Annotated in this window: 24 protein-coding genes; 9 read left to right on the top strand and 15 right to left on the bottom strand. The window is 58.1% G+C overall.

Features of this window, described 5'->3' with window-relative positions; genetic code table 11:
• Positions 1-6: 6 nt before the first annotated feature.
• Together rpmG and mutM are read left to right on the top strand one after the other, a co-directional pair.
• Positions 7-174, top strand: coding sequence for a 50S ribosomal protein L33 (rpmG, locus tag KHQ26_RS07345; protein ID WP_002922510.1), 168 nt, complete (start codon positions 7-9; stop codon positions 172-174).
• A gap of 135 nt (positions 175-309) precedes the next feature.
• Positions 310-1,119: a bifunctional DNA-formamidopyrimidine glycosylase/DNA-(apurinic or apyrimidinic site) lyase gene (gene mutM / locus KHQ26_RS07340; RefSeq protein WP_004173907.1), complete on the top strand. Its 810-nt coding sequence runs from the start codon at positions 310-312 to the stop codon at positions 1,117-1,119.
• 187 nt (positions 1,120-1,306) lie between these two features.
• Here the strand turns inward: mutM and coaD are convergent, their stop codons facing one another.
• From coaD to rfaQ, 7 genes are all read right to left on the bottom strand, one after another.
• Complete coding sequence (gene coaD, locus KHQ26_RS07335; protein WP_002922501.1) at positions 1,307-1,786, bottom strand: pantetheine-phosphate adenylyltransferase; 480 nt, start codon at positions 1,784-1,786, stop codon at positions 1,307-1,309.
• Entirely contained in the window at positions 1,783-2,559 is a 777-nt protein-coding gene (locus KHQ26_RS07330; RefSeq protein ID WP_004145264.1) for a glycosyltransferase family 2 protein, read from the bottom strand. Before KHQ26_RS07330 ends, coaD begins: the two co-directional genes overlap by 4 nt.
• Positions 2,559-3,833 carry a lipid IV(A) 3-deoxy-D-manno-octulosonic acid transferase gene (gene waaA / locus KHQ26_RS07325; RefSeq protein ID WP_004145263.1) on the bottom strand — a complete coding sequence of 425 codons (1,275 nt, stop codon included), beginning with the start codon at positions 3,831-3,833 and terminating at the stop codon, positions 2,559-2,561. Before waaA ends, KHQ26_RS07330 begins: the two co-directional genes overlap by 1 nt.
• 91 nt (positions 3,834-3,924) lie before the next feature.
• The gene (locus tag KHQ26_RS07320) at positions 3,925-4,914 is read right to left on the bottom strand and encodes a glycosyltransferase (protein WP_004173909.1); all 990 of its coding nucleotides are present in this window, start codon (positions 4,912-4,914) and stop codon (positions 3,925-3,927) included.
• A 29-nt stretch (positions 4,915-4,943) separates the two neighbouring features.
• Complete coding sequence (locus KHQ26_RS07315) at positions 4,944-6,038, bottom strand: glycosyltransferase (protein WP_016529885.1); 1,095 nt, start codon at positions 6,036-6,038, stop codon at positions 4,944-4,946.
• A 2-nt stretch (positions 6,039-6,040) separates the two neighbouring features.
• Complete coding sequence (locus KHQ26_RS07310; RefSeq protein WP_004173910.1) at positions 6,041-7,168, bottom strand: glycosyltransferase family 4 protein; 1,128 nt, start codon at positions 7,166-7,168, stop codon at positions 6,041-6,043.
• Positions 7,165-8,241, bottom strand: a complete 1,077-nt coding sequence (rfaQ, locus tag KHQ26_RS07305) for a putative lipopolysaccharide heptosyltransferase III (RefSeq protein ID WP_004181527.1) — start codon at positions 8,239-8,241, stop codon at positions 7,165-7,167. The genes KHQ26_RS07310 and rfaQ overlap by 4 nt, the downstream gene beginning before the upstream one ends.
• A gap of 111 nt (positions 8,242-8,352) precedes the next feature.
• Between rfaQ and KHQ26_RS07300 the strand changes: the two genes are divergently transcribed.
• Positions 8,353-9,315, top strand: a complete 963-nt coding sequence (locus KHQ26_RS07300) for a polysaccharide deacetylase family protein (protein ID WP_002922494.1) — start codon at positions 8,353-8,355, stop codon at positions 9,313-9,315.
• Between the two features lie 18 nt (positions 9,316-9,333).
• A complete protein-coding gene (locus KHQ26_RS07295) occupies positions 9,334-10,413 on the top strand; it encodes a glycosyltransferase family 9 protein (protein ID WP_020804950.1) in 1,080 nt (359 codons plus the stop codon).
• A gap of 43 nt (positions 10,414-10,456) precedes the next feature.
• On the opposite strand, the gene KHQ26_RS07290 is transcribed toward KHQ26_RS07295, so the two are convergent.
• Genes KHQ26_RS07290 through rfaD form a run of 5 tightly spaced genes read right to left on the bottom strand, consistent with a single transcriptional unit; the run spans position 10,457 to position 15,487 of the window.
• Positions 10,457-11,626 carry an O-antigen ligase family protein gene (locus KHQ26_RS07290; RefSeq protein ID WP_029496964.1) on the bottom strand — a complete coding sequence of 390 codons (1,170 nt, stop codon included), beginning with the start codon at positions 11,624-11,626 and terminating at the stop codon, positions 10,457-10,459.
• Positions 11,604-12,512, bottom strand: coding sequence for a sugar glycosyltransferase (locus KHQ26_RS07285; protein WP_002922468.1), 909 nt, complete (start codon positions 12,510-12,512; stop codon positions 11,604-11,606). The genes KHQ26_RS07290 and KHQ26_RS07285 overlap by 23 nt, the downstream gene beginning before the upstream one ends.
• The gene (gene rfaC / locus KHQ26_RS07280; RefSeq protein ID WP_004152048.1) at positions 12,512-13,483 is read right to left on the bottom strand and encodes a lipopolysaccharide heptosyltransferase RfaC; all 972 of its coding nucleotides are present in this window, start codon (positions 13,481-13,483) and stop codon (positions 12,512-12,514) included. Before rfaC ends, KHQ26_RS07285 begins: the two co-directional genes overlap by 1 nt.
• A gap of 3 nt (positions 13,484-13,486) precedes the next feature.
• On the bottom strand, positions 13,487-14,545 hold the full coding sequence (gene rfaF / locus KHQ26_RS07275) for an ADP-heptose--LPS heptosyltransferase RfaF (protein ID WP_002922465.1): 1,059 nt from the start codon (positions 14,543-14,545) through the stop codon (positions 13,487-13,489).
• 9 nt (positions 14,546-14,554) lie between these two features.
• The gene (rfaD, locus tag KHQ26_RS07270; protein WP_002922463.1) at positions 14,555-15,487 is read right to left on the bottom strand and encodes an ADP-glyceromanno-heptose 6-epimerase; all 933 of its coding nucleotides are present in this window, start codon (positions 15,485-15,487) and stop codon (positions 14,555-14,557) included.
• Between the two features lie 213 nt (positions 15,488-15,700).
• On the opposite strand from rfaD, the gene kbl reads away from it, so the two are divergent.
• The 3 genes from kbl to KHQ26_RS07255 all read left to right on the top strand — a co-directional run bounded on the left by kbl (position 15,701) and on the right by KHQ26_RS07255 (position 18,889).
• Positions 15,701-16,894 (top strand): glycine C-acetyltransferase, encoded by a 1,194-nt coding sequence (kbl, locus tag KHQ26_RS07265; RefSeq protein ID WP_002922462.1) that lies wholly within the window; start codon positions 15,701-15,703, stop codon positions 16,892-16,894.
• Between the two features lie 12 nt (positions 16,895-16,906).
• Positions 16,907-17,932 (top strand): L-threonine 3-dehydrogenase, encoded by a 1,026-nt coding sequence (gene tdh / locus KHQ26_RS07260; RefSeq protein ID WP_002922461.1) that lies wholly within the window; start codon positions 16,907-16,909, stop codon positions 17,930-17,932.
• Positions 17,933-18,100: 168 nt separating this feature from the next.
• Positions 18,101-18,889 (top strand): glycosyltransferase family 2 protein, encoded by a 789-nt coding sequence (locus tag KHQ26_RS07255; RefSeq protein ID WP_020804951.1) that lies wholly within the window; start codon positions 18,101-18,103, stop codon positions 18,887-18,889.
• A gap of 5 nt (positions 18,890-18,894) precedes the next feature.
• Here KHQ26_RS07255 and KHQ26_RS07250 read toward each other — a convergent pair whose 3' ends face one another.
• From KHQ26_RS07250 to gpmM, 3 genes are read right to left on the bottom strand one after another with little or no spacing between them, the layout of a single operon-like run.
• On the bottom strand, positions 18,895-19,842 hold the full coding sequence (locus tag KHQ26_RS07250; protein WP_004188139.1) for a divergent polysaccharide deacetylase family protein: 948 nt from the start codon (positions 19,840-19,842) through the stop codon (positions 18,895-18,897).
• 3 nt (positions 19,843-19,845) lie between these two features.
• Positions 19,846-21,117 carry a murein hydrolase activator EnvC gene (gene envC, locus KHQ26_RS07245; protein WP_020804949.1) on the bottom strand — a complete coding sequence of 424 codons (1,272 nt, stop codon included), beginning with the start codon at positions 21,115-21,117 and terminating at the stop codon, positions 19,846-19,848.
• Positions 21,118-21,126: 9 nt separating this feature from the next.
• Complete coding sequence (gpmM, locus tag KHQ26_RS07240; protein ID WP_004152046.1) at positions 21,127-22,671, bottom strand: 2,3-bisphosphoglycerate-independent phosphoglycerate mutase; 1,545 nt, start codon at positions 22,669-22,671, stop codon at positions 21,127-21,129.
• Positions 22,672-22,916: 245 nt separating this feature from the next.
• On the opposite strand from gpmM, the gene KHQ26_RS07235 reads away from it, so the two are divergent.
• Together KHQ26_RS07235 and grxC are read left to right on the top strand one after the other, a co-directional pair.
• Complete coding sequence (locus KHQ26_RS07235; RefSeq protein ID WP_002922436.1) at positions 22,917-23,348, top strand: rhodanese-like domain-containing protein; 432 nt, start codon at positions 22,917-22,919, stop codon at positions 23,346-23,348.
• Positions 23,349-23,452: 104 nt separating this feature from the next.
• Positions 23,453-23,704 (top strand): glutaredoxin 3, encoded by a 252-nt coding sequence (gene grxC, locus KHQ26_RS07230; protein WP_002922429.1) that lies wholly within the window; start codon positions 23,453-23,455, stop codon positions 23,702-23,704.
• Positions 23,705-23,719: the final 15 nt, after the last annotated feature.

Genomic DNA, 23,719 nt, shown 5'->3' with positions numbered 1-23,719 from the left:
TAAATCATGGCTAAAGGTATTCGTGAGAAAATCAAGCTGGTTTCTTCCGCTGGTACTGGTCACTTCTACACCACCACGAAGAACAAACGTACCAAACCGGAAAAAATGGAACTGAAAAAGTACGATCCGGTTGTACGTCAGCACGTTATCTACAAAGAAGCTAAAATCAAATAATTTTAGCCTCCTTGTATAAAAACCCCGCTTCGGCGGGGTTTTTTGTTTTTAAAACTCCCCCATATTGCTTTCACATACTCCCTTTTCAGTCACCTGTCCGTGAAGCACAATACGTCGGGTAAACGGAGGAAAATCATGCCTGAATTACCAGAGGTTGAAACCAGCCGCCGCGGCATCGAGCCGCACCTGGTTGGCGCAACCATTCTGCACGCCGTCGTGCGCAACGGACGGCTGCGCTGGCCGGTTTCCGAAGAGATTTATCGCCTGAGCGACGTTCCGGTTCTCAGCGTGCGTCGCCGCGCCAAATACCTGCTTCTGGAGCTGCCGGACGGCTGGATCATCGTCCATCTTGGGATGTCGGGGAGCCTGCGCATCCTGAGCGAAGAGCTGCCTGCTGAAAAACACGATCACGTTGACCTGGTCATGAGTAACGGCAAGGTGTTGCGCTACACCGATCCACGCCGCTTTGGCGCCTGGTTGTGGACCAGAACGCTGGAAGGCCATCCGGTACTGGCCCATCTTGGCCCGGAGCCGCTCAGTGACGCGTTCAACGCCGACTATCTCCAGCAAAAATGCGCGAAGAAGAAAACCGCGATCAAACCCTGGCTGATGGATAACAAGCTGGTGGTGGGCGTGGGGAATATCTACGCCAGTGAATCGCTGTTCTCCGCCGGGATCCATCCTGACCGGCTGGCGTCCTCGCTGTCGCGGGAAGAGTGTGAGCAGCTGGTGAAGGTGATTAAGCTGGTCCTGCTGCGTTCGATAGAGCAGGGCGGCACCACGTTAAAGGATTTCCTGCAAAGCGATGGCAAGCCGGGCTACTTCGCCCAGGAGCTACAGGTCTATGGCCGCAAGGGCGAACCCTGCCGGATCTGCGGCACGCCGGTCGTCGGGACCAAACATGCCCAGCGGGCGACCTTTTATTGCCGTCAGTGCCAGAAGTAGTCTCAGGAACAGGAATGTTTGTCGGCCAGGTCAGCGGGCCTGCGGGTGCGCATCTGGTGGGCCGGGGGCGTTTGTAGGCCAGGTCAGCGTAGCGCCATCTGGCACAAAGACCGGGACAGAGCCGGTGTGAATGGCCCAGCGGCGTAGTGCTGCGCCAGCCGACGTGGCTCATGTCCCGGCAGATGCGTTACTTCAGCTTATTCAACAGCGCCTGATGCACATTAGCTGGCAGAAAGTGAGAAACGTCGCCCTGGTGGCGCGCCACTTCCTTCACCAGTGAGGAAGAGATAAACGACCACTCTTTGCACGGCATCAGAAACACGCTCTCAAGGGTGGGCATCAGGTGGCGGTTCATATGAGCCAGCTGCATCTCATACTCGAAATCAGCCACCGCCCGCAGGCCGCGGATCAGGATATTGGCCTGCTGCGCGCGCGCGAAATTGGCCATTAAATCACTGAAGCCGATAACCTCCACGTTCACCAGGTGGGCCGTCGCCTGCTCTGCCAGCGCAATGCGCTCATCAAGGCTGAACATCGGCTTTTTACTCGGGCTGGCGGCGATAGCCAGCACCACTTTATCGAACATACTTGCCGCGCGGGTGACAATATCGATATGACCGTTGGTGATAGGGTCGAAGGTACCCGGATAGATCGCTTTTGTGCTCATGATGACTCTTTCTCCGAGTAGCCGTGGCTCAGCGCCCACAGCTCGGTATATTTCGTAAACGTATACTGCGCGTTGACCATCGCCAGTAACCATCCCTGTTTACCGTCCAGCACCCCACCGCGCAATAGCAACGTCTTGAGGAACGCGCCCAGCGTATGGCTGAAAATCCCTGCCATCGAGGTCTTCTTGCCCTTCTGGTGACGCTCAAGCGCCCACGCGGCGGCATACGCCAGCTGTTTTTGCTGGAAGCCAGCGAAGTCGCGGCAGGTCAGGTGCAGGAGATCGCCGGTCAGCGGAATAACCTCGGCGCCCAGGCTATCCAGCGATTCATGGACCAGATTATCGTTATAGCGGTAACGGGCGCGTTCGTACAGGCGCAGGACGCGATCGGGATACCAACCGCTGTGGCGCATAAAGCGTCCGAGAAAATAGTTACGGCGGGCGATGCTGTAGATGGCGCCGCGCTGGGGGGCGTCCAGTACCTTAAGAATAGCCTGCCTGAGTTCTGGCGTGACGCGCTCATCGGTATCGATCATCAACACCCAGTCGCCGGTGGCGTAATCCTGCGCGCGCTGGCGCTGAATGCCATAGCCTCGCCAGTCGGTATGGGTATAGACCTGGGCGCCGAGGCGGCGGGCCAGCTCAACGGTGTTGTCGGTGCTGCCGGAGTCGAGGACGATAATTTCATCCGCCCAGCTAACGGAGCCCAGACAATCCGGCAGCAGGTCGGCGGCGTTTTTAGCGATCATCACCACGGAAAGCCGGTTCGACATTAATGACTCCGCTGCGGCAGGTAAGGTTGCAGTAACTGTAGCAGACGCGACAGCGCGCCCTGGTTCTGATGCAGCACTTCCACCGCGTGACGGCCATACCACAGACGGTAATCTTCATCGGTCAGGAGCGTGGACACCTCCCTGACCAGCGAATCGGCATCGGTAACGGTGATCAGGCCATCGTCCTGCTGCAGCTTGGCGCAGATATCTTTGAAGTTGAAGGTATGCGGACCCATCAGCACCGGAATGGCGTGCGCCGCCGGCTCTAGCGGGTTATGGCCGCCGCGCTCCACCAGGCTGCCGCCGACGAAGGCGAGGTCGGCAATGCCGTAGAGCAGCATCAGCTCGCCCATGGTATCGCCAATGACTACCTGGGTACTGGAGGAGGGGATCTCGCCGGTGCTGCGCAGAGTAAAGCTCATCCCAGCCTTTTGTACCATCTCACGGGCGTCAGGGAAGCGCTCCGGATGGCGGGGAACAAGGATCAGCAGCAGGTTCGGGAAAGTCTCCAGCAGTTTTTTATGCGCCTGGAGGATGATTTGTTCTTCACCGTCGTGGGTGCTGGTGGCAATCCAGACCTTGCGGTGCGGTGCCCATTGCCGACGCAGCGTCACCGCCCGGGCCGCCAGCTCTGGCGTGACGGAGATATCGAATTTCAGGCTGCCGGTGACCGCCAGCTGGTTGCGCTTCAGCCCCAGAGAGAGGAAGCGGTTACCATCTTCTTCATTCTGCGCGGCGATAAGCGTAATGCGGCTCAACAGGCGGCGCATAAAGCCGCCCAGTTTGGCATAGCCTTTGGCGGAACGTTCGGACAGGCGCGCGTTGGCGATCACCAGCGGGATCTTACGCTTATGCAGCGCGGCCACCATATTCGGCCACAGCTCGGTCTCCATAACGATCACCAGCTTCGGCTGAACGGTGTTCAGGAAGCGGTTCATGGCGCCGGGCAGATCGTAGGGCAGATAGACGTGATGAACATCTTTGCCAAACGCCGACATGGCGCGCTCGGAGCCGGTCGGCGTCATGGTGGTGACGGTGATCGGCAGAGAAGGGTAGCGGTGGCGCAGGGCGCGGACCAGCGGAATGGCGGCTAAGGTCTCGCCGACGGAAACGGAGTGCAGCAGAATGCCATCCGGCTCTACCTTGTTCTGACAGAAGCCATAGCGTTCCGCCCAGCGTTTGCGATAGGCAGGAGCCTTACGACTGCGCAGCAGCAGCCGCAGCCACACCAGCGGCTGAATAAGGTAAAGTAGGGTGGTATAAAGCAATTCCAAACTATTTATCCGTTCTCTGTTTTGGCGGGCAAATTCTAAGCATTTAGCCCGCGTAAAGCTATCTCTTTGGCGGAAACAGCGGGTTTTTGGTCTATCCCGCGTGGCGATAACGCTTAATACGCAGATAACGGCGTCCCAGGCGCCAGCGTAAACGGAAAGTACAGGCGTTTTTCCAGATTAACCGCCAGATACCGCGGTCGAAGAATTCGTTAATAATAACATGCTTTTTGGACTCATCTTTCATGCTATCGAAGGTATGGATGATCCCCAGGCCTTCTTTGGCGATCTGCCAGCGACAGGCGGCGATATGGCGTACTTTATCCGGGTAGCGCTGGTTAATCGCCTCCAGCATCTCCAGAATCTTCATATAGTGGCGCGCCGAACGCATCAGCGTGTCGTCGTTGTCCGGCTTATGCGACACCGACTCAGAGTGAATGTAGTAATCATAGAACTGCTGACTGGTGTACTGCACGCGCTCCGCGGCCAGCAGGGCTTCTGTGGTCCATGGGATATCCTGATGGCGCAGGCCAGGCTCGAAATGGAAGTGATGCTGGCGGATAAAGTCGTGACGATAAATATTAAGCCAGGTGACGTGCAGAAACTTCCGCGAGTCCAGGGCCTGCTTAAGCCAGACATGGCCCGGCAGCACATCCGTCGAGGGCAGACGATCCAGTGGGAAGATCGGGTGGCTCTCGCGGCGCTTTTCGTACACATAGGTGCCGTTGCAGGTAGCGATATCGAGATGTTCTTTCTCGGCCATCTCCAGCAGCGTGCGATACATGCCCGGATAGAGTTTGTCGTCGATATCCGGAAACGCGAGATATTTGCCGCTGGCGGCGGCGAGGCCGGTATTGCGCGCGACCGAGACGCCCTGGTTTTCCTGCTCCAGCACCTGGACGTTCTGCAGCCGCTCCTGCCATTCGGCGATCACCGCCAGGCTGTTGTCTGTCGAACCATCGTTCACCAGGATCAGTTCATAGCTGTCCAGCTGCTGCTGTTCAATGCACTCAAAGAATTGCGCTAGAAATTTCTCACCGTTGTAGACGGCAGCCACGATGCTCAATAAAGGCGTTTGACTCATAAATCTTCGATCCTGGTTAACTAACGGCGTCAGGTGCGCTGCAGCTGACGGTACTGCTGACAAATGGATACGACGCTGAATTTTTCCAGCGCGGCATCGTCGATGGCCGGCGGGTTATGGTAAATGCTTTGCATCGTCTGAGCCAGCGCCGGACTGGTGAGATCCGCCAGACCGCGGGCAAGTTCGCCGGTGAGGATCTCGGTGACGCCGCCGGGGCAGCGGGTGCTGGCGACAGGAATATGTAACAGCAGCGCCTCCACCACCACATTGCCGAATCCTTCGCTATCGGAGCTCAAAACCAGCATCCGTGCGCCTTTGATCCACGGTAAGGGGTTTTTCTGAAAGCCTTTGAACCACACCCGATCGTCAATGTGCAGCGTTTTTGCCAGCTGGCGCAGGCGCTGCTCTTGCTCCGGTTTTCCCTGGCCTAGCAGCACCAGCGGTGCGTCGATGCCGCTCTGCGCATAGGCTTCAAGCAGGCGGTCATGGCGTTTGCCCGGATGGAAGCGACCGACGTGAATCAGGTAGTCACCGTCCGGGCGCTCGCTATCGGCTTCCGCCTCGGCGCGCAGGGCAGTGATATCGAAGGGATTGTAGATGGTTTTCAGCTGTGCCGGGCGCAGGGCAAACTCTTCCACCAGATCTCGCCCCACCGCGTCGGAAACCGTCACCACGTTGCGACCCTGATAAATTCGCTTAATTTTCTGCTGCTTCATCCAGCGGTCAAAGCCGGTGCGGTGCCCGAGATAGGAGGCAGAGAATACGCCGTGCAGACAGAACCAGACGTTACGCTCGCGCAGCGCCCGGCTGCGGGCGACGATGCGGTCGGTTTTGTGCAGGTTGGAGAGCACAAGGTCAAATTGCCCCTGCTGTTCGGCCCGCACGACTGCGGCATCCAGCTGGCGGGCGCGGCGGGACAGCTCGGTCAGCTTGCGCCACGGTTTACGGCAGCGATCGGCAACTACCTGGTAGTCGAGCCCCTCGGGCAATGGGTACTCGCAGACATCGCGCAGCGAAATGAGCGACACCCGATCGCCGTCGCGCAGGAACTGTGCCGCCAGGGTCAGGACCACTTTTTCCGCGCCGCCGCCGGGTAAACCGTCAATCACAAATAAGATGCGCATCGTTAATTCACCAGATCCTGATAAAGAGAAAGCAGCTGGGTTGAGAGTCGCTCGCTGGTGCAGGCCATAATGCGCTCGCGGGCGTGACCGCCTTCCGCGGAGCTCAGCGCGCGCGCGGGCAGGGCCATTACCGCCTGCTGTAGCGCCGGGATATCCAGAGCGTCGCAGACGTAACCGTTGTGGCCGTCGACGATAAACTCCGCCCCGCCGCAGCCGGTAGTGGTGATCACCGGCAGACCGCAGGCCATTGCCTCGAGGATGACGTTGGGGAACGGATCGTAGAGGGTCGGCAGCAGCAGACCATCGGCCATTTGATAGAAGGGCAATGTCTCCGACTGCATGCCGAAGAAGCGCACCCGCGCTTCACAGTTCAGGCTCTTCGCCAGCGCCTGATAGCGAGGCTGATCCTTATCTTTGCCGACCACCAGCAGGTAGCGATCGGTAGGGGCGATGGCGCGAATCGCCGCCGCCAGCCCTTTACGTTCAAAGCCGGAGCCGACGTAGATCAGGCAGGTCGCCTGCAGCGGCAGCTGCCATTTGGCGCGTAAGGCGGCAAAGGTCTCTTCGTCTGGCGGCAGGAAGCGCTGGTTGTCAATGGCGTTGTAAATAACGTGGATCTTCTCCGCCGGCAGGCCAAAGTCTTCGATAATCTCGCGCTTGATCATCTCGGCGTTGCAGATCACCCCGCGCAGGTGTGAGTCTTCATACATCTCGCGTTCCGCCTGCATGACGTAGCGGTGGTAACGGTCGGCGAACAGCAGGCGGCTTTTCCAGGCCGGTAAAATGCGCGAGCGCTGCTGCAGCCAGCGGCGATGAACGCCATCGCCAGCGCGGTAGAGATCGCAGCCGGGAATACGTTCATGGCTCTGCACCAGGTCGAAGGACTCGCGCTGCCAGAGCGCGCGCGCGGCGTTGGCAAAGCCGCGCTCGCGGCTGATGCGCCCCCATTTACGTGGGTTACAGATATGGATCTGCCAGTCCGGTTTCACCGGCCCCTGCCATTCGCGGGTGATGACGTTCAGTTGCAGATGACTGCTGTCGAGGGCTTCCAGCGCGCGGGAGACAAACCGTTCTGCGCCGCCGTCCGGGCGGTACTTCTGCCGCACCAGAGCCAGCCTGAATTTACTCATGCCAGTACCTTTTTCGCCGCCGCGATCACGGCGTCGGTAGGAATTAAATCAAGATAACGTTCGTCGGTGTTGGTGTTGATAGCGTCCGGATCGGGCAGCGGACCGAAGTCGCCGGCCCAGATCACCTCGCCTTTCGCCTGCCACGGACGCCAGAAGGTCAGCTTCGAGGGGCCGAACAGGGCGACCAGCGGAGTGCCAAGGGCTGCAGCCATATGCATCGGCACCGAGTCGACGCCGATAAACAACCGGGCATGATCGATCACCGCCGCCAGCTGGCGCAGCGTTAACTGGCCGGCTAAAGAGTGTAGTCGCGCCTGCGGGCAGCCGGCGATGATGGTATCCACCATCTTCTTCTCTCTAGCATCGGGGCCGGAGGTGAGCACCACCGCGTATCCTTCGGCGGACAGCGCGTTGATCAGGGCGCTCATCCGATCTTCGCGCCAGCATTTAAAGAACCAGCGCGACGTCGGCTGGATGACGATGTAGTGTTCCCGGAAGTCCTCCGGCAGCAGGGCGCGGCTGGCGGCCCAGTCTGCTTCGCTGTAGCCCATCCGCGCCGGCGCATCGTTCAACTGGAGACCGAGCGGAGCGAGAATAGAGAGATTCTGCTGTACCGTATGCAGCTGGTTGTGCTGTTGGGTGGAGGCCAGCGCGGTGTGGCAATAGCGCCAGACCGGGTGGCGGCGCTTCGGAAAATCAAAACCAATCCGCGTCGCGGCGCCGGTCAGTTTGCTGATAACCGCGCTCGGCCACTGGTCGGCCAGGTTAAGCACCATATCGTACCGCTGCTGGCGCAGCGTCTGAATGAGCTGCCATTGCATCTTCAGCTGATACCTTTTTCCCTGCTTTTTCCAGCGGCGATCGAGACCATAAATATGGTGGATATCGGGGTTGGCTGCGAGCATATCCCGGGTCTCTTCATACAACAGGACATCCACGCTGGCGGCGGGGTACTGCTGTTTCAGCGCGTGAATAAGCGGGGTGATCAGCAGCATGTCGCCATGATGGCGCAGCTTAATGACCAGGATCCGCGCCGGGTTCAACGGGCCGCGGGAGAGGGTTTCAGGCGTCATACTCTGTTCTTCATCCAGGATAAGGGTTCCGATTCTAGGGGATCAGACAGATTGAGAGAAGCGTTGTATTGCTCTACCATGACCCGATACGTATGGCCTGAGGACGTTTTCGTGCACAATCCCGCATTTCTCATTACGATTGATACAGAGGGCGATAACCTCTGGCAAAAACATGACAGCATCACCACCGAGAATGCGCGTTATCTTCCGCGTTTTCAGCAGCTTTGCGAAAAGTATGGCTTTAAACCGGTCTATTTGACCAACTATGAAATGGCCATCGACCCCTTTTATATCGAATTCGCCAGAGACGTGATTGCCCGCGGCACCGCGGAAGTCGGCATGCATCTGCATGCGTGGAACAGCCCGCCGACCGAGCCGCTGACTGCAGATGACTGGCGCCATAAGCCTTATCTTATTGAATACAGCGACGCTATGATGCGTGAGAAGGTCGACTATATGACGCGTCTGCTGGAGGATACCTTCCAGACCAAAATGGTTAGCCATCGCGCCGGGCGCTGGGCTTTTGACGAGCGCTATGCGCGTCTGCTGGTGGAATACGGGTATCAGGTGGATTGCTCGGTGACCCCGCGGGTGAACTGGAAGACCGCCAAGGGGGCGCCGCAGGGCGATGGCGGGACCGATTATCGCCGCTTTCCGCAGCATGCCTATTTCCTCGATGAAAATGACATCAGCCGCGAGGGCCACTCGCCGCTGCTGGAAGTGCCGATGAGCATCCAGTACAAGCACTCAGCGTGGATGAACAGCGTGAAGCAGGGCTACGACCGCCTGCGCGGCAAAGTGCGATCCCCCTCCGTACACTGGCTGCGACCGATGGGCGGCAATGTGGAGACGATGAAAAAAGTCGTCGAACAAACGTTGACGCAGGGCAATGACTACGTGGAATATATGCTCCACTCTTCAGAGTATATGCCCGGCGGCAGCCCCACGTTCCAGAATGAACGGGATATTGAGCGTTTATACGCTGACCTCGAAGCCTTTTTTAGCTGGCTGGCGCCGCAGGTGAAGGGCATGACGCTGGCAGAATATTACCAGCGGAAAATTACACAGCGCTAACACAGCTCAAGGTACCGTATGCGTATCCTTAAACAATTAACGCGGAAAAAGAATGCTTTTTTCCGCGGCATTAAATTTAATTTAATTAACTATCGATACAGAAATAAGCCGGCGCGTAAAGCCTTCGACCCAGCGGCTGTGCGCCGCGTGCTGCTATTGCGTCTGGATGATAAAGTCGGTGATATGGTGGTCACGACCGGCTGCGCCAGAATACTGGCCGAACGGGGATATCAGGTTTCGGTGTTAACCGGACCAATATGCAGCGAAATATTAGCAGGCTCAGAATTCATTCAGCAAGTATATTTATATCGGCCCCGCATGTCCTTAAATACGTTGCGGGCGGCGGGTTTTGATGCGGTTATCGATTTTGATGACGTGACCAACTATGAACGCTTTAAATTACTCGCCGATTTACGGGCGACCAGCGTGATTGGTTTTAATAAAGAGCCCTATAAACTTTACGATCACTCAATCGCTTTTTTTGACGGCAACAGCCATATTTCCCTGCGCTATAAGCAGGTGGTGAAGCTGTTTGGCATCGTTGACGACCGCCCGTATCACTATCATCTCCCCGGCTGCCGCCATGAGCGGGAGAAAGTGGCCCGCTTGCTTTCTCAGGCCGGAGAGGTCGAACTGCGTATCGCCATTAACCCTTTTACCGCCTCCGAGGATAAAGACTTCTGTCGTCACCAGGTGGCGACCCTGGTCGAGCGGCTACATGCTCTGCCTTACCGGGTCTGTATCGTGATGGTGGGGCGCACTGAAAAAATCCGCCAGTTGGGGCTGGATATGGCGCTGTACATCGCCGACAGCACCATCAACTCCGCCGTAGAAGTGATCCGCAGCTGTGATTTAGTCATTACGCCGGACACCTCGATCGTGCATATTGCCCGGGCTTTCGATAAGCCGATGGTGGCGGTCTATAACAAACGCAAACTCAAGAATACCGGGCTGCCCGGCTATCACATCTGGGCGCCGGGCTATGACAAGGCGAAGCAGATAGTCTGTGAAGAAGCGAATGTCGCCGATGTGGCGATTGAGTCGGTGTGGCCCGTGATTAAAGAGCAGGCCGACCGGCTGGTCGCCGCCCGCAGTTAATTTAAAAAGTTAATATAAAAAGGGCCGCTGACGGCCCTTTTTGTTAGCGTTTTTCCGCCAACCCTTTGCTGAGCGCAATGCCCAGCGGCAGCCAGAACAGCACCCAGGTTTCCCGGGGATTGCTGATGATAAACATCCCCTGCGAGGCCATAAACACCAGCGCGTAAAACAGGATCGCCAGACTGTAGCGGCTGTCGGTATGGCGCTTGCGCCACGCCTGCCATAGCCCGCAGGCAATGATCGCCAACAGCAGCAGTAACCCCACGATGCCGCCTTTCAGCAGGGCGCCCATATACACACTGTGGGTGGTGGTGATGTGCTCGCCGCTGTAGTTGATGAAATCCAGTTCATAGCTGAAACCGCGCCCCAGCCACGGCTGGCTGGCCATCTCCGACAGCGTATGGTGCCAGATGCTCAGGCGCAGCCCGCTTTGGGTGCCCAGCTCCTCGAAACGGGCGAGCAGCATGTCGCCCACCGGCGTCATGACCAAAAGCAGCGCTACCAGCACGGCCAGCGCCGCGGCGATCAGCAGGTTGCGGCGGGTGAAGACGTGCAGGTGCAGCGTACAGCCGACCGCCAGCACCAGGGCGATGATCGGCCCGCGGCTTTGGGTGAGCAGCAGCATCACCAGCATGATGACCACCGGCAGATAGAGCCAGTGGCTGGCTTTTTCTTTCAGTAGCATGCCGCAGATTAAAATGCCGATGCCGCAGTAACCGGCAAGGTCGATAACGTTCGTTGGTCCGGGGTTCTCGGGGGAGACCGCTCGTTCGGTGAGAACCAGCGTATGGTCGATAATCAGCGTCCACAGGGAGAGCACGGTGATCCCGCCGACCACCGCCAGCATCGCCAGTCGGCGGGTTCGTCCGTCCCTGAGCAGCATCGTCATCAGCAACAGATACCCGGTCAGATACACGCCGTGGGTGATCGGCGAGTCAATATGCTGCGGCGTATGGCCCCACACATTACTGAGGGCGTAATAGATAAAGAAAGCCGCCAGCAGCGTCCAGGTCTGCCACTGCTCGCGTAACACCCCGGCCAGCGCCTGGCGGTTTTCCAGGCGTACCAGCGACAGCAATAGCAGCAGGATCGATAAATGCAGCAGATTATTGGTCCGGGTGGACATGCAAAAAATCGCGCTGAAAAATAAAAACAAAGGAAAGACAATCGAGTAACCCTGTCTGGCGAAGTTACTCACTTTTAAAGTACTCATTAAACGCAACCTTTTCGAAGATAGTATCTGGCACAGCGCTTTCTGGGGAAAAATTAATCACCCGAATCTGGCGTTGCTGCAGTACCTGCGCGGCATGCGCAAAGGAGGGCATGACGAGGGTATCCACTTTTGTTGCCAGGTAAGAAGGCAATTTTTCTTGTTGTGTTTCGTAGAATCGCGGCTGGTTAAAGTTGGTCATATCCAGGCCGCTCACCAGGATAGTATTGAAGCCCAGCCAGGCGAGAATTTGCAGCGCCCAGTAGACCACCGTGCCGGCATCAAAGATGCCCTGGCGAATATCGGTGCTAAAACAGATATCCGGGCGCTGAGGATGAAAGCACATCGCCGCATTCTGCTGGTAAGTGCGCTTTATCGCTTCGCTGGCGACTTTCGGCTGGTAAATCTTATAGCAACCGTCCTCAATCAACGCCAAACGGCAGCGCAGCGCGTCCCCATAGCGATCGACGATTTTGGCGATCCCGTGCATGGTGGTGAACAGCAAAATATCCGGCTGGCTGACAATGGCGCGGATAATGTCCGGCTTCTTATCGAAAAATTCCATGTCGACGATGGTATAGAGCGAAAAGTGCAGCCGGTCGGCAAGATGCCAGGCGCCATTGACGCCCATCACCGGGATCGTTTTCGACAACAGGGAAAAATCGATATTGCGGGTTGAGGGGCCGGTGGCGGTCAGCAGGACTTCGCCCTGCATACTGTTTTTCAGCGCGCTCAGGCTGACCAGCGGCACCGTTTTCCCTTTATAGCGTAACGCGCTGATTTCGCCGCTTGGCGCGCGCGTAATACGGGTAAAAGGCCACAGATTTTCATTGTGGCGATACGCGCGAGGGCGCGTATAGCGGTAGATCTGCTTAAACAGGGATCCCATCAGAGCAGCCCCTGATTTTGCAGGAGAAGATGAATCCGGCTGGCCGCAATATCGCCGGTGCTGGCGCTGTTTTCCGGCCGCACGATATGCTGGTTTTTACCGTATCCGCCAATCAGCCCCGGGTCGGTCGGGCCGTAGAGCGTAAAGTTCGGTTTATCCAGCGCGGCGGTCAGATGGCTCAGCCCGGTATCGACCGAGACGACGGCCCGGGCGCCGGCCAGAACCTGCGCCACCTGCTCAAGGCTCATGCGCGGCAGCACTTCGACATACTCCCGGCCTTCCGCCAGCCGCTTCGCCCGCGCCTCTTCGTGCGGGGCCCCCCACGGCAGCTTAATGTGGACGCCGCTGTCGGCCAGCAGATCGAGAAGCTCCTGCCAGCGGGTTTCCGGCCAGTGCTTATCGTCGCGGGTGGTGGCGTGCAGAAACACCAGATAGGGCGCGGCAGCGCTAGCCTCGTGCTGCAGGAAATGGCGCGCAATGGCGTAATCCCCCTGGGTCTGGGGTTTCGCGTAGCCAAGGCTTTTGGCGAACAGCTCACGGGTACGCTCCACCGCGTGCTGCTGTTTCGCGATATGGTGGCGGCGGTTGTAAAACAGGCTCGCCAGCGGCTCGCGGGCCGTTTGCCAGTCCATACCGTGCTTGACGCCGTGCGCCAGGCGAGTAACCAGCGCGGCGCTTTTTACCAGCCCTTGGGCATCGATGATGGCGTCATACTTTACCGCCTGAACGGCCTCGCGAAAGGCTTGACGCTCGGCTTTGATCGGCGCGGAAAACCAGGCTTTGCGCCAGCGGCGGATCGCCACCGGGATCACCCGCTCGACGCTTTCATGCCAGGAGGGGATCTGCGCGAAACCCTCTTCAACCACCCAGTCGAAGCGGATGCCGGGGATAGCCTGCGCGGCGTCGGTTAGCGCGGGCAGCGTGTGCAGCACGTCGCCCATGGAGGAGGTTTTAACGATCAATACCCGCATCCGTTACGCTTCCTCGTGCTCGGTTTTTTCCGCTAATAGTTCGTTCAGCTCTTGCAGGACGCGTTCTGGGGTGATGTCGATCAGGCTCTGATGATAGCCTTCGGCGGCATCGCCTTTGCGCACCTTGTGGTAGCCGGTAATCAGACGGATAACCCGCGCTTTATGCGACAGCGGCGGGGTAAAGTCCGGACTGCTCGGGCCATACAGCGCCACCAGCGGGCGGTCCAGCGCTGCGGCGACGTGCATCAGCCCCGAATCGTTAGTCACTACAGCTTTACAGGCGGCGATCAGAATGACCGCCTGCTCCAGCTGGGTTTCACCCGCCAGATTACGGCACCAGGCCTGCTGCTCGCTGCTGAGGGCGGCGATGATCTCTTTGCCGGCCTCGTTATCTTTCGCCGAGCCGAAAAGCGCAATCTGATAGCCATCGTCGATAAGCTTTTTCGCCAGCGCAGCATAGTGATAGTGCGGCCAGCGTTTGGCCGGGCCGAACTCCGCGCCGGGGCAGAAGCCGACGATCGGCCGATCGTTGGACAGGTTAAAGGCGCTGCAGGCCTGCGACTTTTCCCCTTCGTTGACCTGCAGCTGCGGCCACAGCAGCGGCTGCGGCAGATCTTTGGCGCAGCGCATCACGCCGTTGTCGTAGGCCAGCGCCACGTAGCGTTCTACCATCAGCGGCCAGGCGTCTTTGTCCAGCACCCGGGCGTCGTTGAGCAGTCCGTAGCGCATCTCGCCGCGCCAGCCGGTGCGCAGCGGGATATTGGCAAAGAAAGGGACTAATGCCGATTTAAACGAGTTCGGCAGCACGTAAGCGCGATCGTAGCGACGTTCGCGCAGGCTGTGGCCGAGCTTACGGCGTTCGCCGATAGCCAGCGCGCCGTGACCCAGCGGCATCGGGATCGCTTCGTTCACTTCCGGCATGCGCGAAAGCAACGGACGGCACCAGGCTGGCGCCATCACGTCGATAATCGCCTGGGGATAGCGCGCCCTGAGCGTACGATAAAGACTTTGCGACATCATCATGTCGCCCACCCAAGACGGGCCTACCACCAATATTTTCATGCTTGTTTCTTACGCGTCGCGGTTTAGCCAGGCCATATATTCCGTTACGCCTTCGGCAACGGTTTTGAACGGTTTGTCATAGCCCGCTTTGCGCAGGTTAGTCAGATCCGCCTGAGTGAACGCCTGGTAGCGGCCTTTCAGTTTGTCCGGGAACGGGATGTACTCGATGCTGCCTTTTTTGTGGTATGCCAGGGTCGCATCGGCGACGGCCTGGAAGGATTCCGCACGGCCAGTGCCGAGGTTGAAGATGCCGGAAACGCCGTTTTCCCAGAACCACAGGTTGACGTCAGCCACGTCGCCCACGTAGACGAAGTCGCGCTTGAAGCCGTCGCTGCCTTCAAACAGTTTCGGGCTTTCGCCATTATTCAGCTGGGTATTGAGGTGGAAAGCGACGCTCGCCATACTGCCTTTGTGGCCTTCGCGCGGCCCGTAGACGTTGAAGTAGCGGAAGCCGACGATCTGCGAATTGGCTTCCGGCAGGATCTGGCGGACGTATTCGTCGAACAGGAATTTGGAGTAGCCATAAACGTTCAGCGGCTGTTCGTACTCGCGGGACTCGATGAAGTCGCTGGTGCGTCCGCCATAGGTGGCCGCGGAGGAGGCGTACAGGAACGGGATTTCGCGCTCCAGGCAGTAGTGCAGCAGCTCTTTGGAGTACTGATAGTTGTTGTCCATCATGTACTTGCCATCCCACTCGGTAGTGGAAGAGCACGCGCCTTCGTGGAAGATTGCTTCGATTTCACCGAACTCTTCACCCGCCATAATCTGGATCAGAAAGTCTTCTTTATCCATGTAGTCAGCGATGTTCAGGTCAACCAGGTTTACAAACTTGGTGCCGTCTTTCAGATTGTCGACAACCAGAATGTCGGTGATGCCTTTGTCATTCAGCGCTTTAACGATGTTGCTGCCGATAAAGCCTGCGCCGCCGGTAACGATGATCATAACTGTACCTTTGAAGTTGAGAGCCCGGAGACAATCCGGACATGAATGCTCTTATCATATCACCACATGAGCAAGCCTACAGCCATTCGCAGAATAAGGTGCTGGGCTGACGTGATTTATGCTGCAAATAATTCATTCAGGCCTGCATCATCTCGTATCAGCGTATAGCTTTGGGTAATATGTGCCAAATTTTGCCGAATCTGGAGAGTTGCAATGCGTGGTGATTTCTACAAACAGTTAACTAGCAATCTGGAGACCGCTCGGGCCGAAGGGTTGTTCAAAGAAGAGCGCATCATCACCTCGGCGCAGCAGGCGGACATTACCGTCGGCGACAGCCACGTGATTAACTTCTGCGCCAATAACTATCTGGGTCTGGCGAACCACCCGGAACTGATTGCCGCGGCGAAATCCGGCATGGACAGCCACGGTTTCGGGATGGCCTCGGTACGCTTCATCTGCGGCACCCAGGATACGCATAAGCAGCTGGAGAAGAAGCTGGCCGATTTCCTCGGTATGGAAGACGCGATCCTCTACTCCTCCTGCTTCGACGCCAACGGCGGCCTGTTTGAAACGCTGCTCGGCCCGGAAGACGCCATTATCTCCGACGCCCTGAACCATGCCTCGATCATCGACGGCGTGCGTCTGTGTAAAGCGAAGCGCTTCCGCTATGCCAACAACGATATGCAAGAGCTGGAGGCGCGTCTGAAAGAAGCTCGCGAGGCCGGCGCGCGTCACGTGCTGATCGCCACCGACGGCGTGTTCTCGATGGATGGCGTGATCGCCAACCTGCAAGGCGTTTGCGACCTGGCGGATAAATACGATGCGCTGGTGATGGTCGATGACTCCCACGCCGTCGGCTTCGTCGGCGAAAACGGCCGCGGCTCCCACGAATACTGCGATGTGATGGGGCGCGTCGATATCATCACCGGCACGTTGGGTAAAGCGCTGGGCGGCGCCTCCGGCGGCTACACCGCCGCGCGCAAAGAGGTGGTTGAGTGGCTGCGCCAGCGCTCCCGTCCGTATCTGTTCTCCAACTCTCTGGCGCCGGCCATCGTGGCCGCCTCCATCAAAGTGCTGGAGATGGTTGAAGAGGGGGCAGACCTGCGCGATCGCCTGTGGGCTAACGCGCGTCTGTTCCGCGAAAAAATGACCGCGGCAGGCTTCACGCTGGCCGGCGCCGACCACGCCATCATTCCGGTGATGCTGGGCGAGGCGGTGGTGGCGCAGAACTTTGCCCGCGAGCTGCAGAAAGAAGGGATCTATGTCACCGGCTTCTTCTATCCGGTGGTACCGAAAGGCCAGGCGCGTATTCGCACCCAGATGTCGGCGGCGCATACCCCTGAACAAATTGAGCGTGCGGTGGAAGCCTTTACCCGCATCGGCAAACAACTGGGCGTCATCGCCTAATAAGGGTATGAGATGAAAGCGTTATCCAAACTGAAAGCGGAAGAAGGCATCTGGATGACCGACGTACCGGAACCGGAAGTCGGCCATAACGATCTGCTGATTAAAATCCGCAAGACCGCCATTTGCGGGACCGACGTGCACATCTACAACTGGGATGAGTGGTCGCAGAAGACCATTCCGGTGCCGATGGTGGTCGGTCACGAATATGTCGGCGAAGTGGTGGGGATTGGTCAGGAAGTGCGCGGCTTTAAGATTGGCGACCGCGTCTCCGGCGAAGGGCATATCACCTGCGGCCACTGCCGTAACTGCCGCGCGGGCCGCACCCATCTGTGCCGCAACACCATCGGCGTGGGCGTCAACCGCCCGGGCTGCTTTGCTGAGTATCTGGTGATCCCGGCCTTTAACGCCTTTAAAATCCCCGACAATATCTCTGATGACCTGGCGTCTATCTTCGACCCGTTCGGCAACGCGGTGCACACCGCGCTCTCCTTCGATCTGGTCGGGGAAGACGTGCTGGTTTCCGGCGCCGGTCCGATCGGCGTGATGGCGGCGGCGGTAGCGAAACACGTCGGCGCGCGTAACGTGGTGATCACCGACGTCAACGAGTACCGTCTTGAGCTGGCGCGCAAAATGGGCGTTACCCGCGCGGTGAACGTGGCCAAAGAGAACCTTAATGACGTGATGGCCGAGCTGGGGATGACCGAAGGTTTCGATGTGGGTCTGGAGATGTCCGGCGCGCCGCCGGCGTTTCGCAGCATGCTGGATACCATGAACCACGGCGGCCGTATCGCGATGCTGGGTATCCCGCCGTCGGATATGTCCATCGACTGGACCAAGGTCATCTTCAAAGGGCTGTTTATCAAAGGTATCTATGGTCGCGAAATGTTCGAAACCTGGTACAAGATGGCGGCGCTGATCCAGTCTGGTCTGGATCTCTCACCGATCATCACCCACCGCTTCGGCATTGATGACTTCCAGAAAGGTTTTGACGCGATGCGCTCCGGCCAGTCCGGTAAAGTGGTTTTGAGCTGGGACTAACCCCCCATGCTGGCGTAAAAATCAGCAAAAAAGGCGCCTGCGGGCGCCTTAATTTAGATTTGGATAACATTTTTAGCCTGCTTAATATTAAGCGCACAATTTCTACATCGATTTTACGGTTATTCGCTTATACAGTGTGTTTAGTCGCAGTTTAACTTTGTAACTATCATGCTTAAACTCTCCGTATGCTTACTGACCTGTAACTCTGCGCGCCTGCTGATGGAGGTGCTGCCGCCTCTGCTGAAGGTGGCCGATGAATGTATCGTCGTCGACTCCGGCAGTACCGACGAAACCGTCGCTATTTGCCAGCAGTTTGGTCTCACCGTCCATCACCATGCCTATAAAGCCCACGGCGCGCAGATGAACTATGCCATCGGGCTGGCCAGCCATGACTGGGTGCTGTGCATGGACAGCGACGAAATTCTTGATAATGACGTGGTGGCGGCCATTCAGGCGCTAAAAGCGGGGGAGGAGCCTGACCCGACCTGCGCCTGGCGTCTGCCGCGCTACTGGTTTGTGCTAGGCAAACAGGTACGGACTATCTACCCCATTTCCTCACCGGATTATCCGGTGCGCCTCTTTAACCGCCAGCAGGCGCGGTTTAACGATCGGCCGGTGGATGACCAGGTGGTCGGACACGCGAGCTCCGTCAGGCTGCCGGGCTTCGTTCGCCACGATACCTTTTATTCGCTGCATGAAGTGTTTAATAAGCTGAACAGCTATACCACCCGGCTGGTGAAGTACCAGCAGATCAAACCTTCGCTGACGCGGGGGATCATCAGCGCCATTGGCGCTTTCTTTAAGTGGTATCTGTTTAGCGGAGCGTGGCGCTATGGCAAGGTCGGCGTGGTGACCGGCCTGTACGCGACGTTTTACAGCTTTCTGAAATATTTTAAGGCGTGGTACGCCCACGAAGATAACCAGGCGCCCGTCGCGCAAAAGCGAACGGACCCCTGAGTGGTCTAGTTGCCGGGATTGTCCCAGCCCTGCCATTTGAGGCGATAGTACTGGATCAGCGCGCTCTGGCTGATGCTATCGCTGAGGATAGTGAAGAAGCGGCTGGAGTTCACAGGCTCCAGCGGGCGCTTCGGTTTGCAAGACTTCACGCCATGGAACGGATTACGCGGCTTCTGCTGCGTTTGTTGCGCGGGCGGCTGGGCGTAGTTTGGCGTCGAGTTGTCGACCTGCGGCTCGTTCAGCAGGCTGCTCGGGCGCACCAGCGTGATATCCGGCGGCAGGTTATAGACCATCTGCTGCAGCACCCGCACCGTCGTCGGATGCGGATGGCCAATGGCTATCGCCGAACCGTTGCGCCGCGCCAGGGCGATGGCGCGATTGAACTGGTTGCGGATATCGGCTTCATTCTGCGTATCGTCGAGAAACACCTTGCGCTTAATCACCTTCACGCCGGTACCCTGCGCGGCGCGCATGGCCTGGGTGTTGCCGATGGTGACGCTGTCGAGAAAATAGAGATTGTAGCGCTCCAGGGCCTGCATCACCTTCTGCATGCCAAACAGGTTGGAGGTCATCGCGCTGCCCATATGGTTATTCAGCCCGACGGCGTAAGGGACTTTGCCGTAAGCCTCGCGAATAATGCGCTCGATCTCCTCGCTGCTCATTTCGGGACGCAGGGTGTCTTTTTCCAGCGGCTGTTTGCTGAGCGGCGCCATTGGCAGGTGGATGAGCACTTCATGGCCCTGATTATGCGCTTTAGTGGCCATTTCCCGGGCGTGCGGCGCGTTCGGCAGCACGGCGACGGAGATAGTTGCCGGCAGCGCCAGCACCTGATTCTCGGTCTGCGGGCGGTAGCCAAAATCGTCAATAACGATGGAGAGTTTGCCAGCGAACGCTGGCGCCGCCAGAGCCAGCGAACCGGCTACGGCAAGAGCAATTGCGCGAAATTGAAGCAAAACTTATCTTCCCAACCACGGCTGTGGATTGACCGCCTGACCCTGGCGGCGAATTTCGAAATAGAGCGACGGACGGCCCTGACCGCCGCTGCTGCCTACGAGCGCGATAGGCTGGCCGGCACGCACCTGGGTACCAACGCTGACCAGCGCGCTTTGGTTATAGCCATACAGGCTCATGTCGCCTTTGCCATGTTCGACCACCACCACCAGACCATAGCCCTGCAGCCAGTCGGCCAGAATGACCCGACCATCGGCAATGGCTCTGACTTCGGTGCCTTCAGACGCGGCGATAACCATCCCTTTCCAACGTAGTTCACCTTGCAGCTGTTCGCCATATCGATGAAGGAGCGGACCGCGAACCGGCCAGAACGCCTGACCGCGCGGCGAGCCCAGCCCGCCGGTGCGTGACATCAGCGAACGCTCACTTTCCGTTGGTTTATAGGTAGTGCCTTTGCGCGATGCTTCCTGCTGGCGGTCGCGCACCGCCTGCGCGTCGCGTGCTTCCCGATCGGCGCGGGCTTTGGCGGCAGCCTCCGCCTGGGCGATACGACCGCGTAGGCGCGATTCGTTAGCCCGTAATTCACTTAATTGTTGCTGACCCTGCTGAATGGAAGACTCCAGGCCGGAAAGGGTCTTTTTCCGTTCGTTACGCGCCTGCTCCAGCTTCGCCTGCTGGGCCTTTTGCTCGTAGACCAGCGTTTGCTGCTGGCTCTGTTTTTCTTCGAGCATCGACTTTTGCACCGCCATCTCTTCGCGCGTTTTCTTCAACTCCGCGATAGTCTCCTGGCGGGCCTGGTTGAAATAGCTGAAATAGACCTGCATCCGCTGATTGCGCTGGCCCTCTTCACCGCTGAGCACCATCTGGATGCCGGTATGCGGCCCCTGGCGGAAAGCGGCATCGAGCTGCGCGGCGAGGTTCCGCTCCTGAGACGCGCGCTGGCGCTCCAGCTTCGCGAGAGCGGCGTTCATCTCGTCAATCTGCTTATTGAGCTGGTTCAGGCTATCCTGGGTTTCGCGCAGTTTGCGGGCCGCGGCGGCGATCGCCTCTTCCTGCGCTTTGAGCTGGGCGAGCAGGCTTGCGCGCTGCTGCTCCTGTTGCTTAATCGCCCGCTGCCTGGCGGCGATGTCGGCCTGGATGGACTTTAGCTGATCGCGATCGTCGGCATGCGCAGATGACGCGCACAGCAATACGCCAGCGCTGAGCGCGCTGGCGTAAAGGACGGATCGAACTGCCGCTGCGATCCATGTAGTTGAATACATCGCCTTTCCCCTCATGGGGAAGGATTATTCCACGATGAACAGCGGCTTGCCAGTCATCTCTTGCGGGATTTCCATTCCCATCAGCGACAGCATGGTCGGGGCGATGTCGGAAAGTTTGCCGCCGTTGACCGCTTTGACCGCTTTATTACCGACGTAGATCAGCGGAACCGGCAGATTGGTATGGGCGGTGTGCGCCTGGCCGGTGGCCGGGTCGCGCATCTGCTCGGCGTTGCCGTGGTCGGCGGTGATCAGCAGCTGGCCGCCAACGGATTCCACCGCCTGAGCCACCTGGTCGATGCAGCGATCCAGCGCTTCAACCGCTTTTACGGCAGCTTCCATCACCCCGGTATGGCCAACCATATCGCCGTTCGGGTAGTTACAGATGATGGTGTCGTATTTTCCGCCTTTGATGGCGGCGACCAGTTTCTCGGTCAGCTCGGCGGAGCTCATTTCCGGCTGCAGATCGTAGGTCGCCACTTTCGGCGAGTTAATCAGGATCCGCTCTTCGCCTTTAAACGGCTCTTCTACGCCGCCGTTGAAGAAGAAGGTGACGTGAGCGTATTTTTCAGTTTCGGAGATGCGCAGCTGGGTTTTATCGTGCTTCGCCATCCACTCGCCGAAGGTATTGGCCAGCGAGGCGGGCGGATAGGCGCAGGCGACTTTGATGTCGGCGGCGTATTCGGTGAGCATCACGAAATCGAGATTAACCACTTTCTTACGCGCAAAGCCGTCGAAGTCGGCGTTGACGAAGGCGCGGGTGATTTCACGCGCGCGGTCGGCACGGAAGTTCATGAAGATCAGCGCGTCGCCGTCTTCCATCGCGGCATCGGCCTGGCCGGCGGCGCGGATAACGGTGGCTTTCACGAATTCGTCGTTTTCGTCACGGGCGTAGGCGGCCTGCAGACCCGCGACGGCGGTATCGGCCTGGAATTCGCCTTTGGCCAGGGTCAGCAGATCATAAGCTTGTTCTACGCGATCCCAGCGGTTGTCGCGGTCCATGGCGTAATAGCGGCCGATGAGCGATGCGATGCGACCTTTGCCCAGCGCGGCAAATTTGGCTTCGAATGTCGCCAGCGTTTTTTCCGCACTGCGCGGCGGCGTATCACGGCCGTCGAGGAAGGCGTGCAGGTAGATCTTCTCAGCGCCGCGCTCTGCCGCCAGCTCCACCATCGCCATGATGTGATCTTCGTGGCTGTGGACGCCGCCTGGCGACATCAGGCCCATGATATGTACTGCTTTGCCGGCGGCAACCGCTTTATCGACCGCGGCGGTCAGTACCGGGTTGGCGAAGAAGGTGCGTTCTTTAATTTCCACATCGAGACGGGTCAGGTCCTGATAGACGATACGACCGGCGCCCAGGTTGACGTGGCCTACTTCGGAGTTCCCCATCTGACGGTCCGGCAGGCCGACTTCGAGGCCGGATGCATCGATCAGGGTATGTGGACGTTTGGCCCACAGCGCGTCCATTACCGGCGTTTTAGCGCTATAAATGGCGTTATCCTGTTGGTCTTCGCGATAGCCGTAGCCATCCAGAATCACCAGTACCATAGGTTTTTTAGAAACCGACATTGCGACAACCTCATGCTCAAAGACAGAAATTTTGCGTAATTTTACTACAGCTGAATCGTTTAAATCCCCGTGAAAGATCAAAGAAAGGGAGCGGCCGGGCCGCGCCGGGTCAGCGAGAGCGGCTTTTTTTCGCCACCGCCCGCAGAAAATACATTACATCGCGCTCACTGGCTGTAATTGCCGCAAGGCACAGGTATACTCCTTTCCTGGTTTTTTTCTCACTTAGTCGGGAGTTGTAACCCCCCATGCAAGAAATTATGCAATTCATCGGCCGTCACCCGGTCCTGAGCATCGCGTGGATCGCGCTGCTGGGTGCGGTAGTGTTCACCACCTTCAAGGGGCTGATGTCGAAAGTTAAAGTCATCACCCGTGGTGAAGCGACGCGTCTTATCAATAAAGAAGATGCGGTGGTGGTCGACCTGCGTCAGCGTGACGATTTCCGTAAAGGCCATATTGCCGGCGCTATTAACCTGCTGCCCAGCGATATCAAAGCCAATAACGTCGGCGAGTTGGAAAAACACAAATCGCAACCCATTATTGTGGTAGACGGTTCCGGCATGCAGGCGCAAGAGCCCGCCAGCGCGCTGAACAAAGCCGGGTTTGAAAAAGTCTTTGTACTGAAAGAGGGCATTGCTGGCTGGAGCGGCGAAAACCTCCCTCTGGTACGCGGCAAATAACTTACCTCGCGTGGTGATGCCGCCGCGTTTTCTCCTTCACGTCTGACGTGAAGGGAACACAGGCTGCGGCGTAAAACCCTCAGGGTAACAACAGGAGTGAAGTCATGGCCAATATTGAGATCTACACCAAAGCGACCTGCCCGTTCTGCATCCGCGCGAAAGCGCTGCTGAACAGCAAAGGCGTAACGTTCCATGAGTTGCCGATCGATGGCGATGCCGCGAAGCGTGAGGAGATGATCCAGCGCAGCGGACGGACGACGGTTCCGCAGATTTTTATTGATGCGCAGCACATTGGCGGCTGTGACGACTTGTATGCGCTTGATTCACGTGGTGGACTTGATCCCCTCTTGCGCTAATTTTTGCGCGCTTTC

Source organism: Klebsiella sp. 10, assembly GCF_018223925.1.
GTDB classification, from domain to species: domain Bacteria; phylum Pseudomonadota; class Gammaproteobacteria; order Enterobacterales; family Enterobacteriaceae; genus Klebsiella; species Klebsiella pneumoniae.
This window is presented reverse-complemented; position numbering and strand designations above follow the sequence as displayed.

What these genes read in the sequence shown, in the direction of transcription:
- rpmG (WP_002922510.1), top strand. Translation starts at nt 7, where the DNA reads ATGGCTAAAGGTATTCGTGAGAAAATCAAGCTGGTTTCTTCCGCTGGT.
- mutM (WP_004173907.1), top strand. Translation starts at nt 310, where the DNA reads ATGCCTGAATTACCAGAGGTTGAAACCAGCCGCCGCGGCATCGAGCCG.
- coaD (WP_002922501.1), bottom strand. Translation starts at nt 1,786, where the DNA reads ATGAGCACAAAAGCGATCTATCCGGGTACCTTCGACCCTATCACCAAC.
- KHQ26_RS07330 (WP_004145264.1), bottom strand. Translation starts at nt 2,559, where the DNA reads ATGTCGAACCGGCTTTCCGTGGTGATGATCGCTAAAAACGCCGCCGAC.
- KHQ26_RS07320 (WP_004173909.1), bottom strand. Translation starts at nt 4,914, where the DNA reads ATGAGTCAAACGCCTTTATTGAGCATCGTGGCTGCCGTCTACAACGGT.
- KHQ26_RS07315 (WP_016529885.1), bottom strand. Translation starts at nt 6,038, where the DNA reads ATGCGCATCTTATTTGTGATTGACGGTTTACCCGGCGGCGGCGCGGAA.
- KHQ26_RS07310 (WP_004173910.1), bottom strand. Translation starts at nt 7,168, where the DNA reads ATGAGTAAATTCAGGCTGGCTCTGGTGCGGCAGAAGTACCGCCCGGAC.
- rfaQ (WP_004181527.1), bottom strand. Translation starts at nt 8,241, where the DNA reads ATGACGCCTGAAACCCTCTCCCGCGGCCCGTTGAACCCGGCGCGGATC.
- KHQ26_RS07295 (WP_020804950.1), top strand. Translation starts at nt 9,334, where the DNA reads ATGCGTATCCTTAAACAATTAACGCGGAAAAAGAATGCTTTTTTCCGC.
- KHQ26_RS07290 (WP_029496964.1), bottom strand. Translation starts at nt 11,626, where the DNA reads ATGAGTACTTTAAAAGTGAGTAACTTCGCCAGACAGGGTTACTCGATT.
- KHQ26_RS07285 (WP_002922468.1), bottom strand. Translation starts at nt 12,512, where the DNA reads ATGGGATCCCTGTTTAAGCAGATCTACCGCTATACGCGCCCTCGCGCG.
- rfaC (WP_004152048.1), bottom strand. Translation starts at nt 13,483, where the DNA reads ATGCGGGTATTGATCGTTAAAACCTCCTCCATGGGCGACGTGCTGCAC.
- rfaF (WP_002922465.1), bottom strand. Translation starts at nt 14,545, where the DNA reads ATGAAAATATTGGTGGTAGGCCCGTCTTGGGTGGGCGACATGATGATG.
- rfaD (WP_002922463.1), bottom strand. Translation starts at nt 15,487, where the DNA reads ATGATCATCGTTACCGGCGGCGCAGGCTTTATCGGCAGCAACATCGTT.
- kbl (WP_002922462.1), top strand. Translation starts at nt 15,701, where the DNA reads ATGCGTGGTGATTTCTACAAACAGTTAACTAGCAATCTGGAGACCGCT.
- tdh (WP_002922461.1), top strand. Translation starts at nt 16,907, where the DNA reads ATGAAAGCGTTATCCAAACTGAAAGCGGAAGAAGGCATCTGGATGACC.
- KHQ26_RS07255 (WP_020804951.1), top strand. Translation starts at nt 18,101, where the DNA reads ATGCTTAAACTCTCCGTATGCTTACTGACCTGTAACTCTGCGCGCCTG.
- envC (WP_020804949.1), bottom strand. Translation starts at nt 21,117, where the DNA reads ATGAGGGGAAAGGCGATGTATTCAACTACATGGATCGCAGCGGCAGTT.
- gpmM (WP_004152046.1), bottom strand. Translation starts at nt 22,671, where the DNA reads ATGTCGGTTTCTAAAAAACCTATGGTACTGGTGATTCTGGATGGCTAC.
- KHQ26_RS07235 (WP_002922436.1), top strand. Translation starts at nt 22,917, where the DNA reads ATGCAAGAAATTATGCAATTCATCGGCCGTCACCCGGTCCTGAGCATC.
- grxC (WP_002922429.1), top strand. Translation starts at nt 23,453, where the DNA reads ATGGCCAATATTGAGATCTACACCAAAGCGACCTGCCCGTTCTGCATC.